Source organism: Citrobacter sp. RHB36-C18, from assembly GCF_013814485.1.
Lineage (GTDB): Bacteria > Pseudomonadota > Gammaproteobacteria > Enterobacterales > Enterobacteriaceae > Citrobacter > Citrobacter braakii.
On sequence record NZ_CP057125.1, the window covers coordinates 1159040 to 1175732 of the forward strand.

The following is a 16693-nucleotide window of genomic DNA, read 5'->3' on the forward strand; positions in this document are numbered from 1 at the left end:
GCAACCCCTAATCCTCAAGGATTTACCGCTCGCGCAGCGCTTCTTTTGCGCGATTAAACGGTTTGATTAAATAGTCGACGATGGTTTTTTCACCTGTTTTTATATCCACTGTGGCAATCATTCCCGGTACGATGGAGAAATGGCGTCCCAGTTTGTTCTGTAAGAAGTCCTGATGGGTGCGGATAAACACGCGGTAGTAGAATATTTCCGGTTTCACTTTGTCCTGAATAGTATCCGGGGAAATAGTTTCGACTACGCCTTCCAGACCGCCGTAAATCGCGTAGTCATAAGCGGTTATCTTCACCAGCGCCCGCTGGCCGGGGTGGATGAACGCGATATCGCGCGGAGACAGGCGGATTTCTATCAGCAGATGATCGTCCAGCGGTACAATCTCCATCATCTCGCCATTGGGCGGGATAACGCCGCCAATGGTAGTGACCTGGATGTTTTTCACAATACCGCGCATCGGCGCGCGCACGGTCAGGCGGGTGACGGAATCCTCGCGTCCTTTCAAAATAGCCGCCAGCATATCCACTTCGGCATTGGCTTTTGACAGCGCTTCCCGCGCCTGCACGAAGTATTGTGAGCGCAGATCGGTGATTTTTAATCCTAAATCGCTTTTTTGTCGTTGCAGACGCAGCACTTCAACGTGGCTGGCGGCACCACTTTTTTCCAGCCGTTGGGTTATGGCCAGCTCTTTATTTACCGAGACCAGCGCATCCTGCAGTTCTGCCATAGAATCAGCGAGCTGCGCGCGGCGACTTTTATACAAGCGCGTTTCGGAGGCGATGAGATCCGGCCAGGCGCGTAGTGAAGCGGGAAAAACGAGCGGCAGATCGTTAACTTCGGCATTGAGCCTTGCGCTGGAAGCCAGTGAAGCGCGATAGCGGGCGGCGCTCTCCCCAACGTTGGACTCAGAGCGAGTGGGGTCGAGGCGCGCGACAATCTGATTAGCCTGTACTTTATCTCCTTCGCGTACCGTGAGCTCGGCGAGAATGCCGCCATCCAACGACTGCAAAACCTGCTCGCGCGAGCTGGGGATTACCTTCCCGCTGCCGGTCGAGACTTCATCCAGCTTGCCGAAATACGCCCAGATACCCAGGATGGCAAACAGCAGCGTGCTGAGCAGAATAATGCGGCTGGCCCCGGAGAAACGGTGCTCGCGGCGGATATCGAGGTCGTCCATGGCAGCGTCATGCGGATTGGTTTTCATTTTTCCACTCCCGACCGTGAGTAGGGGCTGGTGCCCGGCTCGCATTCAGCGCCTGCGCTTTCGGGGCATCCATGACCAGTTGACCTTCTTTTAACACCACTACGCGCTCGACCAGCTCCAGAACCGGCACGCGATGGGTGGCGACAATCAATGTTCGGTTGCCCAGCCACTGGTTCAGGCGCTGAATAAACTCTCGTTCGGTATGTTCATCCAGCGAGGCGCTGGGTTCGTCGAGCAGCACGATATTGGGCGATCGCAGCAGCATTCTTGCCAGCAGGATCGACTGCCGTTGTCCACCGGACAGACCGTTGCCGCCCTCCATAATGGGGTGCGCCAGCCCTTTGGCGAGTTGTTTAACGAAAGCTGCCGCGCCGCTGACCTCCAGCGCTTCGAAGATCTGCGCGTCGCTGGCATGCGGTGCGCCGAGGGTCAGATTTTCGCGCAGGGTACCGAAAAACAGCCGCGCATTCTGACTGAGAAAACCGATATTGCGGCGTAAATCGGCCATATCGATCTGCGCCAGGCTCAGGTTATCGAGTCGGACATCGCCCTGGACGATCTCCACGCCGCCCGCCATGGCCTGTAGCAGTGTTGATTTCCCGGCGCCGTTACGCCCGAGGATCGCCACCCGTTCGCCGGGCATGACCTCCAGACGCGAGATGCGCAGCGGAACGCGTTGATCGTCGCTGTGGTAGCGAAAGTGCGCGTTTTCAAACAGATAATGGCCGTGAAAAATCTCCTGATGCACACGGTCTTCATCGTACTGCGTTTCGGTGGGAAGCTGCATGATGCTGTCTAACCCCATCTTCGCCGCCTTGACCTGCTGCCAGCGGGCCAGCACGCCGCACAGGTTCGCCATCGGGGCAATCATTCTGGAACCGAGCATCGACGCGGCCACCACCGCCCCGGTGGTCATTGTGCCTTCAATGACCATCGGCGCGCCGAACATAATGATGGCGGCGTAGACCAGGCTTTGTACCGACATGCCCCAGCCAATCAGCCCCTGAGTCAGCTTGCGCGTGCGCAGTCCGGACTCTCCGGTAATACGGATGTAGCTGTTCCACTGTTGTAAAAAGCGGTTTTCCGCCTGCATCAGCTTGATATCTTCCAGCCCCTGAACGCTCTCGACCAGCACCGCGTTGCGCAGGGTGGATTCATGTGCTGCCTGGTTGGCGAGTACCGCCAGTTTCTTCTGTAACAGCAAACCAGGCAGGATCATCAGCAGGGCCGCGACGGGGGCTATCCACGCCAGCGGCGGGGCGATAAAGGCCAGCACCACGATAAACAAAAAGAAAAACGGTAGATCGACAATCGTCGACAGGGTCGAGGAGGTGATCATCTCGCGAACCTGTTCCAGCTCGCGCAGTTGAGAAATAAAGCTCCCCGTCGAGCGGGGGACGGCACTGTTGCGCAGTCGCAATGCGTGGCTGAACACGCGATCGGAAATGCGCATATCAGCGCGTTTGCCGAGCAGGTCCATTATGTGGGTACGCGCTTCGCGCAGCAAAAAGCCAAACAGCACCGCCACCAGAACGCCGGTGGAGAGAACATACAGCGTTGGATAAGACTGGGCGGGGATCACCCGATCATAGACCTGCATCGAAAAGATAATCCCGGCGAGCGACAGGACGTTAATCAGAAAGGCGGCAATCATGACTGGCAGGTAAGGGCGGATGTCCTGTAACACCAGTTCGCGCATCCAGTCGGGCCTGAAGCGCGAAATATAGCGGTCTACCCGACTGTCCTTCAGCGCCGACAGCGGGCGCAGCGCGGTAATGCTCACGATCTCCGGCAGAAGTTCTGCAACTGTGAGTCGGTTACGCTGGCCCTCTTCGGCGATGATAAAAACATCCAACGTATCTTCACCGTTGAAATGTTCTATCACCATCAGTTGGCCGTCGCGCAGTTCCGCCACCACCGGCAGACGCCACTGGCCGAACGCCTGCGTGGCGGTATCCAGCGCATGAAATGACAGCCCTGCCTGACGCGCCAGCTGCGACAGGGCCATAGCTCGGCTTTTTCCCGCAAACCACGGGGCGTTGGCCTGGATTGCGCCGGGCGAACAGGCAACGCGATAGTGGCTGGCAATATGCGTCATTGCCTGCGCCCACTGGCTCAGGGCGTGTTCGCCAATCGCATCTTCCGCATGTGTATCGACGTCGCTCATAGCTTTATCTCCACCGATTGAATACTGCGGTTATTTAAGGCGAACGCCTGGCGAAGCGAGCCGGTGTTATAGAGGCAGTTCAACTGGAGCTGGCGCAGCTGGTTTTGAGTCTGGAGTTCAGCAAAACGGGCCTGATATACCTCCTGCTCGGCGTTAAGCACATCGAGCAGTGGGCGTGACCCGAGGTCCAGATACTGCTGTTGATAAAGCTCGCGCGTTTGTTCACTCAGCCGTTGCTGGCGACGCAGGATCTGCAGGGCAGTGGCGAGGCTCATCGCCTGGCTGCGGGATTCCAGTAATTTCTGCCGCACTTCAAGTCGGGTACGCTGGATGGAGTACTGTGCAGACTCTACCGCGTGACTGGCGGCGTTGCGTCTGGCGGTGAGTCCGCCCCCCTGATACAGCGGCATCTCGACTTTTACCCACGTGGAGTACTGGGTTTTGTCGAGCACCTCATGGCTGGGGTATTTGTCGTTGAGATAGTGCTGAACCGACGGCTCCAGGGAGATAGTGGGCGTCATCTGCGCGTTGGCGTAATCGAGATTTGCCTGGGCCACATTCGCCTGCGCCCATGCCGCCAGCACCGCGGGAACCAGCTTATCGTCCGGTTTGACCACATCACAACTGCTGTCCAGTTTGACCGGAAATTCGTTGCTGATGCCGTTAAGCGAGTTCCAGCCGAGGAAGCTCATCAGCGTTGCCTTGCTGCTGTCGAGATTGGCCTGATACTGCGCCAACTGAGAACGTGCAGACTCGATACGCGCATCGGTTTGCACCACGTCGGATAGGGAGGTTGCCCCTTCATCATTGCGTTGACGGGTCAGCCGACCAATACCGTTCAAGGCGCTGAGCTGCTCTTCGGCGGCGTCCACCATTTGCTGCCACGTCTGCACCTGGACTATCGCGTTGGCGGTTGCGTGGGCGATGGTATCAATACTGAGTAACACATTCGCCTGCTGTTGTGCGGATCCGGCGGTTTCAGCACGGACCTGGCTTGCCACTTTGCCGAAGTCGTACAGCATTTGCGACACTGAAATAACCAAAGCCGGGCTAAAGCCGTGATCGGTGTAAGTATTGCTGTAACCGTTGTTCATCCCGGCAGAAACCTGCGGGTAATATTTTGATTTCGCCACGTCGATCTGCTCATTTTGTGAGAGCAGTTTGCCGATGGATTCACGAATAGAAGGATGCCAGCTCACGGCGCGACTCACTGCGTCGTTGAGCGTCAGGCTGCCGGGGGCGGCGGCGCTCAGCGGCAGATCGGCAACCGCGCCGTCCAGCGAGGGCAGCATCTGGCTGGTGGCCAGGCCTTCCGGCGTAATAATTTGCGGTTCATCTTCGGCATTCACCCGCAGGGTACAGAGCGTTAATGCCAGCAGTAAGGCAACAGGCGCGACATTTCTCATAGTTTATCCCTTACAAAATACGGCAGCGACGACTGTTATTGCCCCGGACGTCATGGCATCCGGGGCTGTAGTTATGGCGCTTTAACGTTATGCGTTAGCTTCAGGGCACAATGTGATTTTGTTGCACCAGCTCATCGAGCGTGGTGTGTACGTTCTCCAGCGTTATGAGATTGGTTGAGTGCCAGGTGTTGCCGGTACCGTCGCGGTCGATGGCAATCACCGTGTTGTTACCGTTGGTGGTCACGGTGAGGTAGTTGCCGAGCGTAGCGTTCTGCCCGTTCCAGCCCACCAGCAGGTCGCCGATATCGATTTTGTCACCCTGGGCCAGCGAGAAGTTGGTCCAGGTATCGGTAGGTCCAACGCCAACATTGCCAACGTTACCACCGGTAGCGTCGTTGGCGTTGAGCAGGTGATAAATCAGCGTATCGCCGTAGACACTGCCGGTAAAACGATCGGCATCTACGGTGCTTACAACCTGCGGATTCATGTTGATGGTCAACGTAGCGGTATCGGTATGCCCATTCTGATCGTTTAGGGTGTAAGTAAATGTCTCTTTGGTGAGGATGGTGGAAAGTGAGACATCGCTGTTGAGGGCGTAGGTGTAATGACCATCAATGCCAATGGTCAGTTTGCCGTACAGCCCGTTAATGATGGCGCTGGTCGTGCTGCTCAGCGGATCCAGCGTGGCGGTGCTACCGCCCGTGCCGTTCACCGTCAGCAAGGTATGCACGCTGGCAATATGGTCCCCATCATAAATGTTGCCGGCGACGCTGTTTGCCGCGGACGTTTCGACGTTCTGCAGGTCGATTATCGTGCCTTTCACGCTAGGGGTGATGGTGATATTCCCCAGCCCTAAAGCCCCGACGCTGCCGGTGTAGTCGAGTCGATAGTTACCGGGGTGCAACATGATCCCCAGGGCAATATCGATATTGCCGCCAATGAGCAATCCACCGTTGAATGAGTTACTGGCAACCTTAACGTTGTTGCTGTCATACAGCGCCCAGGTGACGGTCAGTCCGCCCAGCGTCAGACCTGAAGCAACGTTAAAATGCAGTATGGCGTTTTGCACCGCCGTTCCCGTCGCGACCTCAATGACGCCAGTGCCATTTTGTGAGGTGGGAGAAAGGAGTTGGGCGTTCCAACTGGCGTTCCCGACGCTGTTGTCAGCAAACAATCTGGAGGTGTCCGCCTGCGTGGTGACCGCCATCGTGCTGCTGACGTCATTTACGGCGTCCAGCGGCTGCGGCGTTGGTTTGATATTCAGCGAGGCGCTGCCGGTATCGCCGTTTGGTGCTCTGACCTTATACACGAAGCTGTCCGGGGTGTTGATACCGTCTGCACCCAGTCCGCTTCTTAGCGTGTAGGTGTAGTTCCCCTTCGCATCGATAGTCAGCGTGCCGTACTGCCCATTAATAGTGGTAGTGCCCGTCCCGTTAACGACGATACCGTTTACTTCGGTGATAACGGTATTGGCCGGAGCCGAGTCGTTGACCAGCAGATTGCCATTGGTTGTCGCACTCAGGCTGTCGACGGCGTAGGTGTGATCGGCCTGAATATTCAGGGTATAGCTGGTCAGCAGCGTCAGGCCGCCGGAAGCGTTAAGCAGGAACAGATAATCGCCACCCGGTAGCGTAATGGTATACGCTGACGAACTTCCGCCCAGTAGGGCGGTGACCCAGTTTGGCTGTACCCGGTACTGCTCATACTGCTGAATTGACTCGTTGAAGCGATAAACATAGAGATCGAAGCCGCCAAGCGTCACGCCGAGAACATTCGCCTGTACGGTCAGCGTGCGGGTTGCGCCATCGTCAACGTTGAACTTAATCGGGTTAGTCAGACCGTTGACCAGACTGACGTCCAGCACATTGCCGAGTCCGACGCTGGCGAGCGTGAAGCCGGTTTGTTGTGATGGCAAGTGGTCAACCGCGATGACCTGCGTTCCGTAAGTCAGCACTGCTGCATCGTCTGCCGCGGTTACCGTGCTGGTGGTTGGAGCCTGACCGAGCGTTACCACCAGTTTTGCCGAGGAGTGATCGCTGCCATGCGTCAGCGTGTAGGTGAAGCTTTCGGAGCGCCCATACACCGAGATTGACGTATTGGTCAGGGTATAGGTGTAGCTACCGTTCTGATTGATATGCAGGATGCCGTATTTCCCCTGCACATCAATGCCGCCCGCCGGGATATTCACAACGTTGCCGTTACCGTCGGTGATGGCGGTGACCAACGTGCCGGAAGGCGCATTATCCTGCCCGTTGGCGGGATCGGTATCCGTAATGATGTTCCCGGATTCCGTGGTACCGCCGATGATGGTCCCTGCGCTGGCTTTCACCACCGAGACATCAAGGCTGGTGTATGCGCCGGTCGCCAGCAGGTTGGTGTTGTAACTGACCACGCGGTAATCACCGCCAGTCAGCCCGCTGTAATTGAGCGTTACGCCCGAGGCGCCCAGGGTGAGCAGGCTGGCGAAGTCTGGTTTCCCGGTATCCACCACCGTTACCCAGGCATTCAGCCCGGTGTCAAAGCGCTGGATAACGACTTCAAGCGTGTTTAGCAGCGACAGCACCACACCGGTCGCGGCGGCATTGATCGTAATGGATCCGCTGCCGCCAGAAGCGATGCTGAAATTAACGCTTGCCGTATCGTTCCCCAGCACGTTGGCGACATTCCCCAACGCATTAACCAGCAGGAAACCATAATCGCTTTGATGATCGGTGCTGACGATAACATCGGTTTGCAGCGGCAGACTGGTGACGTTGTCTTCAGCCAGCAGTGGCAATACCGGTGCGATAGCGCTTGTCGGTGATGAGGTATTGCCCGCCGCATCGGTCGCCGTGGCGGACAGCGACTGGCCTTCAATTTGGCGAACCGGCAGGTTGACGCTGTAGACACCGCTGCTGTTGGCGATTGCCGTCACGCTGGTGCCGCCGGGCAGGGAGATAGTGACCGTGCTTCCCGCTTCGGCGACGCCGCTGACGGTGCCGCCATCGGCGCTGATCAGTATCGTTGGCGCGGTCGGTGGCGTGGTGTCCACAATCACGCTGAACGAGCTGGACAATCCGCTTGCGCCGTTGGCGTTTGTTGCAGTGGCGGTAAACGCGTGGTTACCTTCGCTGAGCGCCCCCGATGGAGTAAAGCTCCAGATGCCGTTACCGTCTGCGGTCGTGGTGCCCATGAGCACGCCGTTGTTGTACAGGCTGACGATGGCGTTAGCCTGCGCCGTTCCGTTGAGCGTTGGCAGCGTATCATTGGTGGTTTTACCGGGGGCGACGGGCCCCGTGATCGTACCGACGTCATCGAGAACGCTGGCTATAACCGGCGCAGGCGGTACGCCAGTAAACGGTGCCAGAACGTTACCCGCCGTGCCGATGTTGCCTGCGGCATCCTGGGCGCTGACCTGCAGCGTTTGCCCACTGATTTGCGGTGGGTTCAGCGTGAAGGTGAAATTACCGGAGGCGTTGGCGGTTGCCGTGCCGAGCACCGTTCCACCGCTGGAGGTAATAATGACCGTGCTGTTTGGCTCGGCAACGCCGGTGAGCGTGGTACCGTTGGCGTTTACCGCCAGCCCTGTAGGAATGCCCGGGGCGACGGTATCGACCACGATCGCTGCCGCAGACGATATGCCACTGGTATTACCCGCACTGTCCGTTGCGGTGATGGTAAAGGAGTGGGTACCTTGTGCCAGCGCGGTGGTTGGGGTGTAACTCCAGTTACCGCTGCCGTCCGCCGTCACGCTGATGACAAAGCTGCCGTTATCGTAAATATCGACCCGCGCGTTGGCTTCTGTGGTGCCGTTTAACGTTGGGCGTGCATCGTTGGTTGGCTGATTAGCGCCAATCGCCCCGGTGTTTGGCCCGACGTCGTCAATAATGCTGCTGATTGAAGGCCGCGTCGGCGCCGTGGTGTCGACCACCACGCTAAAGCCTGCCGTCGCACTGCTGGTGTTGCCCGCCGCATCAGTCGCGGTGACGGTGAAGGTGTGCGATCCATTCGTCAGCGGCGTAGTTGGGGTAAACGACCAACTGTTATTACTTTGCACCAGCGCCGTACCCTGCAGGGTGCTTCCATCATAGATGCTGACGGTGCTGCCTGCCTCGGCGGTACCGTTCAGCGTCGGGCGCGCATCGTTGGTCAGTTGTCCGTTGTTGAGCGCCGCATTGAACACGCCGCCTGCGATATCATCCACCACTGAGACCAGCAGCGGGGCGGATGGCGCAATGGTGTCGACATTAATAATAAACCCGCCGGAGGTAGGACTTACGTTTCCGGCGGCATCGGTGGCGATAGCGGTAAACACATGCTGACCGTTACCCAGCGCGGCAGGCAGATATTCCCAGGTGCCGTCTATCGCCGCAGTTACCGTTGCCAGCAGCGTGCCATTATCGTAAATGGCTACCCGGGCACCGGCTTCCGCCGAGCCGTTGAGTACGGGACGGGTGTCGTTGGTAAAGGCCCCGCTCGACAGCGTTCCGGTTCCCGGCTGCACGTCATCAAAAGCCTGGATAATCGTTGGTGCAAGCGGGGCGACGGTATCAACAACGATGTTAAATCCAGCGGACGTGGGGCTGACGTTTCCGGCAGCGTCGGTGGCTGTCACTGTCAGCGCGTGGTTACCGTTGCCAAGCTCGGTTCCTGGCGTGAAGCTCCAGGCGCCCGTGCCATCCGCTGAGGTAAAGCCGATAAACGATCCGTTATCGTAAACTCTTACCGTGGAATTGGCTTCAGCCGTGCCGCTAAGCGTCGGGAGTGGATCGTTCGTGGCCTGACCGTTGTTCAGATTACCGATCAGCGGGCCGACATCATCTGCAACCTGAGTAATCGCTGGCGTACCAGGCAACACGGTATCCACGATAAGCGTGAAGCTATTGGATGGCTGGCTGGTATTACCGGCGCTGTCGGTGGCGGTGACGGTCAGCGTATGCGGGCCGTTACTGAGTGCATCCGTTGGGGTTAAGCTCCAGGTGCCGTTAGCCCCAACGGTGGTGGTGCCGATGGGCTGACCATCGCTCAGGACGGTAATGGTCGCGCCAATTTCACCGGTGCCGCTCAGGGCCGGACGGGATTCATTCGTGGTCTGCCCGTTGGTTATCGGGCCTGTTGTCGGTGCGGTGCTGTCCTGAACTGAGCTGATGACCGGGATTGACGGGGCAACTGAGTCCAGCTCAATAGTAAACGATGATGATACTCCGCCGGAGTTACCTGCCTGATCGGTGGCAACGGTAGTGAATATATGTTGTCCCTGTCCCAGCGGTGCATCCGGTGTGAAGCGCCAGTTGCCTGACTCGTCCACCTGCGCTGTACCGATGGCGACGCCGTTATCACGGATCGTGATGATGGTACCGATCTCGCCTTTGCCGTTCAGCGTAGGCTGCGCATCGTTCGTCAGTTGTCCGTTGGTCAGCGCTGTATTGCCAGGCTGATCGTCAATTACGGAGGTAATGGTCGGTGCCGCTGGCGGCAGCGTGTCGACGACAACCACAAACGGCGGCGTTGCCGGGCTGATATTGCCCGCGGCATCTGTGACGGTGGCAGTCAGCGAGTGGCTGCCTTCACCGAGGGCAGGCGCAGGCGTAAAGCTCCAGTTGCCGTTTTCATCGCTGATGGTTGTGCCGATGACCGCCCCGTTATCGCGGATGGTAACAAGCGAATCCGCCTCGGTAACGCCAGCAAGCGTTGGAGTATTATCGTTGGTCAACTGCCCGGAGGTCAGGGTCTGAATCGCACCAACGTTGTCCGTGACTGTCACAATAGAGGGGGCATTCGGCACCAGGGTATCGACAATGATCTGGAAATCACCGGATGGATCTCCCTGGTTGCCTGCGGCATCTGTTGCGCGAGCGGTAAAGATATGGTCGCCTTCTCCCAGCGGAGCGGTCGGGGTAAAACTCCAGAATCCGTTGCTGTTTACCGTGGTAGTGGCATAAGCGATGCCATTATCGTAAAGGGTGATGGTTGCCCCCGCTTCGCCGGTTCCGTTAAACGTTGGGCGTGAATCGTTGGTAATTTGCCCTTTATCCAACGATCCGGTGCCGGGGGCAATATCGTCAATAATGCTGGTGATAGTTGGCACCTGCGGGGGCGTGGTGTCGATGGTGATTGCGTAGTTGGGCGACAGACCACTTGGGGTACCGTCCACCGTTTGTGAAACCGTGAAGTTATAGGTAATGCCGTTAGTCAGCGCAGTGGGTAGCTGATAACTCCATGCGCCAGACACGGCATCGGCGGTTACCGTGGCGATGGATGCGCCATTTTGATAGATAGTCACCGATGCCCCTGCAGTTGCGGTCCCTTGCAGCAGCGGTAAGGTGTCGTTGGTGGTTTTACCGTTGCCAATCACCCCCATGATGGGCGCGATGTCATCAACGATCTCAAGAATCGGTGGATGCGGAACGCTGGAGGTAGCGGCGTTAAACGTTGTCGGATCACTTTGATTTCCGGCGGTATCCTGAGCGATGGCGTTGAGCGCCTGACCGGTTGTTTGCGCTGGCGAAATGGTGACAGAGAAGTTACCAGAACCGTCTGCCACCCCCTGGCCGAGAATGGTGTTACCGCTGCGAATAATCACGGTGCTGCCGGCGTCGGCCGTACCGCTTACCAGCGTCCCGTTAGGGTCTACGCTGGTAACCGTAGGCGTTGCAGGCGGCAGCGTATCGACAATCAACGTCAGCGGGTTATCTGCAGCCAGTGAGTTACCTGCGGCATCCACTGCGCCGAACGTCAGTGTGTGAGTGACGTTCGGCGTGAGGGGAACATCCACACTCCAGGTGCCGTTAGCAGCAACGGTAGCCGTAGCAATTGCGACGGGATTATTGCCATCGAAAATTAACACTGTACTGCCCGGTGTGCCGGTCCCGCTGAGGGCCGGGGAGGTATCGTCCGTGACGCTGCCACTGGTTAGCGAACCGGTAAAGATTCCAACGTTATCCTGGATATCCGTTACCTGCGGCAACGTCAGCTTCGTGTTGTTAACCGTAAACGAAATGCTGTTTGAATTGTCGCTGATGTTACCTGCCGGATCGGTTGCGGTGGCGCTTAACGTGTAGCTTCCGTTCGCCAGCGCAGTCCCTGGCGTAATACTCCAGGTTCCGCCAGCCACCGTTGTAGTACCGATCACCGTCCCCCCGTTATACAGGGTGATGGTATCCCCGTCTGTGCCAGTACCGCGAATGGTTGGCGTGGTGTCATCAGTCACGGCATCTGGCGCAAGGTCGCCCGTGGCGTCACCGACATTATCGTTGGCGGCGATAATCACCGGAGGTGCAGACGGCGTCGTGTCGATGTTCAGTGTTATGGCGTTAGATGGCAGGCTGACGTTGCCTGCTGGATCGGTTGCGGTGAGAGTTACCTGATAACTACCAGGAGCAACCGGTGCTGACGGAGTGAAGCTCCAGGTACCGTCTGCACCTACTGTTGCTGTTCCCTGCAATGGGGGAGTACCAGCAAGATAGAGGGTAATCAGATCCCCGACGTTCCCCGTGCCGCTAAAGGTTGGCGTGGTGTCATTGGTGTTGCCATTAGTGACCACTCCCGTTACCGGAGCCACATCGTCGGTAATGATTGGCGCGGCTGGTTGTGCGGGAGGCGTATTGTCTACTGTCAGAGTAAAGCTTGCCGACGGGATCCCCGTGTTGCCCGCGACGTCAGTCGCCGTGGCGGTAAATTTATGCGGCCCGTCGGCGAGTGAGGTTGGGGTAAATGTCCAGGTGCCGTCTGGCTGTACGGTGACGATGCCAATAGAACCGCCATTATCATAAATCGTAATCTTCGCGCCGGGCTCGCCGGTTCCGGAGAGTTCGGGATTCGAGCTCTTGGTACTGCTGCCGTTACTCAGCGTTTGTAGATTTGTCCCAATCAGACCTTCTGCGGAGCTGATAACCGGGGCAACTGGTGGGGTGGTATCAATCGTCAGCGTAAAGTTCCCGGCATTGCTGGCGTTGCCTGCAGCGTCCGTGGCGATAGCGGATAAATTGTGTGCGCCTTCACTGAGCGGTTGGCTGAGTTGAATACTCCAGGTGCCGGCGGGTAAAACCGTTGTGCTGCCAATTGGCGTGGAACCCTCATAGAGGGTGATTGTAGAACCGGCTATTCCGGTTCCTTTCAGCTCTGGTAAGGTATCGTTTGAACGGCTTCCGGAAGGCAGATCGATCGGCGCATTCCCAACATCGTCGGTGGCAGCCAAAATGACAGGATCGCCTGGCGGTTGAGTATCTACGGTAACGCTGACCACCGTGGGTGAGGTGATGACATTACCGGCGGCATCGGTTGCCGATACCGTAAACTGATGAGTGCGATCGCTGAGCACCTGATTTCCCGGAACGGTATAGCTCCAGGTGCCTGAACTGTCGACAAGAATAACCGTCATCAACAGACTGCCATCGTACAGGCTCACCAGTGAACCTGGTTCACCGGTACCCGAGAGGGTTGGCGTGTTATCGTTGGTGACCCAACCGTTATTTGCAACGTTGCCCGTAATGCTGCCAACATCATCGTTAACCAACGTTATTACTGGAACGGTTGGGGCGATGCTATCGACAATAATTTTCCAACTGGCGGCGCTGCTGGTGTTGTTGGCAGCGTCTGTTGCCGTCACCGTAAATACGTGCGCGCCCTGGCTTAGTGCTGCGGTGGGCGTATAGTTCCAGTTACCGTTGTTATCAGCGGTAACGGTCGCAAGCAGGGTGCCATTATCATAAATTTTGACCCGCGAACCTGCTTCGGCGATGCCTTCAATTTTCGGTTTATCGTCGTTGGTTAACTCATTGTTATTGATGGGGCCAGTGAAATCGTCAACATCATCAGTAACGGCAATAATAACTGGCTGGTTTGGTGCAGTGATATCCGGAGCCAACGCGGAGGTAGGCTGACTCTCGTTATTGCTGCTGTCCGTTGCGGTGACTTTTACCGTTTCGCCGTTCTTTTGCGACGGCGCTATAGACACGGTGAAATTGCCGCCGCTGTCAGCCTGGCCTATGCCAATCGGGTTACCGTTGCTGTCTTTAACGGTGACGGTGCTTCCCGCTTCAGCATGTCCGCTTACAGAACCGCCGTCTCCGGCGACGGTGACGCCGGTTGGCGCATCAGGTGCCGTGGTGTCCGGTGCGTTGACAGAGGCGTCGTTGCCCTTGTTGCCTGCGGTGTCGGTCGCATTTGCCGTAAGGGTCTCGCCGTTGGTTTGCGGCGGAACCAGCGTTGCGGTGAAATCCCCATCCGTATCGGCAGTTGCCGTACCAATGATATTGCCATCTGGATCCAGAATATTGACCGTACTGTCGGGTTCGGCCTTGCCGGTGACCTGGTCGCCAGTGCCATTAACTAGCAGGTTTGTTGGGGGCTGTGGCGCGGTAATGTCTGGTGCAAGCGCCGTTTCTGGCAGGCTTGGGTTTCCTGCCGGATCGGTTGCGATGGCTTCAATGGTTTCGCCATTGGTCTGTGGTGGGTTAATGGTGATGGTAAATGAGCCGTCCGTTCCGGCGACGCCGCTGCCGATCTGAGTTCCGCCACTGCCGGTGATAACCACGGTATTGCCTGGATCGGTCGTTCCGGTGACGACAGTCCCATCCGCAGATACGTTGAGATCATCAGGTGGCGACGGTGGCTGGGTGTCGATGTTGATATTGAACGCTGGTGACATGCCTCCTGTACCTGACTGGTTTGTCGCGGTGGCGGTGAAGGCGTATAAGCCGTCCTGCAAATTGGTGTTGGAGGTCCAGGTCCAGTTGCCGCTGGCATCAGCTAGCACGCTTATGACAAACGCCCCATTGTTATAAATGTTAACCGTGCTGTTGGCGTCTGCGGTACCTGAGAGCGTAGGCGTTTGGTCGTTGGTGGCCTGATTATTGCTCAATGGTCCGGTTGAGGGGGCAAAATCATCCATTATGCTGACGATAACGGGCACGCCCGGGTAGCCAGAGTTGGTGGCATTGAAAGAGGTCTCTGGCCCGATGTTGCCTGCCTGGTCCTGAATTTTCGCGATCAGCGCTTCACCGTGCGTCTGTGAGGGCGAAATCGCGATGACGAAATTGCCGGTTTGACCGACCGTAGTTGAACCCAAAACCTGATTATTACTGCCGATGATAATGACCAGGCTTCCCGCCTCAGCGCTACCGGTTACCGTTGTACCTTCCGGATTAACGGAGGAAATGACTGCGGCTGCAGGCGGGGTGGTATCAACGGTGAATGTCGGCACGCGCGTTTCCGCGCTCACGTTACCCGCGGCGTCAGTTTGCGTCAGCGTCAGATTGTGAACACCATCGCTGAGCGGAATGTCTGGTGTAAATGTCCAGTTCCCATTGTCATCCACCCGGACCATGCCGATCAGAATGCCGTTATCAGAAATGCTGATGAAACTACCTACTTCGCCTGTGCCCGTGAGCGTCGGCGTGGCATCGTCGGTTACGCCGTTATTGGCGATAAAGCCGGTAATGGAACCGACATTGTCGGTTTCCTGAGTGACCACGGGGGCGTCGGGGGCAAGCGAATCGACAATAATTTCCCAACTGTCCGACATGCCGCTGCTGCCAGCACCGTTTGAAGCGCTGACGGTAAACTGGTGTGTGCCGTCTGCCAGAGGAGAGGATGGCGTAAACGACCAGTTGCCGTTGGCATCGATTGTGACCTGGCCTATTTCGACGCCGTTATCAAAAATATGTAATGTGGCATTCGCGGGGCCGGTGCCCTGGAGTGTCGGCGTATTATCGTTGGTGGATTCCTGCTGATTGACAGGGCCAGTAATCAGGTCCTGGTTATCGATTATGCTGGTGATAACGGGGACGTCAGGCCTGTTAGGGGTTGTCGTTGGCGGTGTGCCGCCATCACCGTCACCGTCGCCATTACCGTTACCGTTACCTTCGCCGTTGCCACCGTTGCCATTGCCGCCGCTACCATTGCCGTTCCCGGCATTACCGTTTCCAGCGTTATTATCACTCCCACCACCGCCGCCGCCACCACCACCACCCGCAGCGAGGCCAATCCCGCCAGCGACAGCGATCCCGCCAAGAACCCACGGCCAGACGGCGCCGCCTTCATGACTGCCTTCGGCCGTCATCAGCGGTGTGAGATCGTCCAGGTGCTGGAAATGGAATGCTCCGTCAGTATCCTGAACCCACCACAGTGCGCCATTACTGTCCTCCAGAACAAGTTGGTTTTGCGCTTCGCCTTTTCCGAGGTAGAAATTTTTAATGGTGATGGTTTCACCTGAGCGGAGTGTGACAACCAGATCCTGATTAACGCGCGTGAGTTGACTCACCTCCTCACGCGACACAGACAGTTTCACGATAGAAGGTGAACTGAGCGTAACTTCAGAGGCTTCAACATTTGTGGAAACGCCAGTTAATTTTGATACAACGGCGAGTAGACGCATATGTTCACTCCTGATGGCATGCCGGGAGTATTAATCCGCAACAGCGCGCTGGGAAAATGAGCAGACAGGGGCTCCGTTCATCATAAAGATGAATTTACACATGTAATTTCATTGATTAGGTCACATAGATGTTAGTTTATTGATTAAATACGTCTGGGCCCTTTCGGCTGAATAGTTCTTTCGTATTAGATGATATAGTCAGAAAGAAAGTATTCTGCAACTTATCCATATTAAAAAAGTAATTAGTCATTTGAAAAGGATACTTTCCAGTTTGTTTTTAACGGTTGTTTTCATGGCAACTAATTGTATTTAAATGATTTTGTTTTTATTGAAATGAATGCCAATATAATAAACAATAGTAATAATAGTGGTATTAAATAAATGGAAATATGAATGCTATGGTCTTGAACTTTTATATTATTGGACTATAGACCGCAACGGTAATGACAGGGGGTTTATTTCATATCTGAACGATTCAGCATAAATAAACTATAAACTCGGTGAATGTATTGTGTGGTTTTCGATAACTAAAAAATAAGAACCAGCCTCAG

The 16693-nt window shown here is 56.5% G+C and carries 4 protein-coding genes; all 4 read right to left on the reverse strand.

What is annotated here, in order from left to right; genetic code table 11:
• Positions 1–22: 22 nt before the first annotated feature.
• A complete protein-coding gene (locus HVZ52_RS05515; RefSeq protein ID WP_181599271.1) occupies positions 23–1186 on the reverse strand; it encodes an HlyD family efflux transporter periplasmic adaptor subunit in 1164 nt (387 codons plus the stop codon).
• Between the two features lie 7 nt (positions 1187–1193).
• Complete coding sequence (locus HVZ52_RS05520) at positions 1194–3380, reverse strand: type I secretion system permease/ATPase (RefSeq protein WP_181598972.1); 2187 nt, start codon at positions 3378–3380, stop codon at positions 1194–1196.
• Positions 3377–4786 carry a TolC family outer membrane protein gene (locus HVZ52_RS05525; protein WP_046275995.1) on the reverse strand — a complete coding sequence of 470 codons (1410 nt, stop codon included), beginning with the start codon at positions 4784–4786 and terminating at the stop codon, positions 3377–3379. The genes HVZ52_RS05520 and HVZ52_RS05525 overlap by 4 nt, the downstream gene beginning before the upstream one ends.
• 100 nt (positions 4787–4886) lie before the next feature.
• Positions 4887–16142, reverse strand: coding sequence for a BapA/Bap/LapF family large adhesin (locus tag HVZ52_RS05530; protein ID WP_181598973.1), 11256 nt, complete (start codon positions 16140–16142; stop codon positions 4887–4889).
• Between the last annotated feature and the right edge of the window lie 551 nt (positions 16143–16693).

What these genes read in the sequence shown, in the direction of transcription:
- HVZ52_RS05525 (WP_046275995.1), bottom strand. Translation starts at nt 4,786, where the DNA reads ATGAGAAATGTCGCGCCTGTTGCCTTACTGCTGGCATTAACGCTCTGT.
- HVZ52_RS05530 (WP_181598973.1), bottom strand. Translation starts at nt 16,142, where the DNA reads ATGCGTCTACTCGCCGTTGTATCAAAATTAACTGGCGTTTCCACAAAT.
- HVZ52_RS05520 (WP_181598972.1), bottom strand. Translation starts at nt 3,380, where the DNA reads ATGAGCGACGTCGATACACATGCGGAAGATGCGATTGGCGAACACGCC.
- HVZ52_RS05515 (WP_181599271.1), bottom strand. Translation starts at nt 1,186, where the DNA reads ATGGACGACCTCGATATCCGCCGCGAGCACCGTTTCTCCGGGGCCAGC.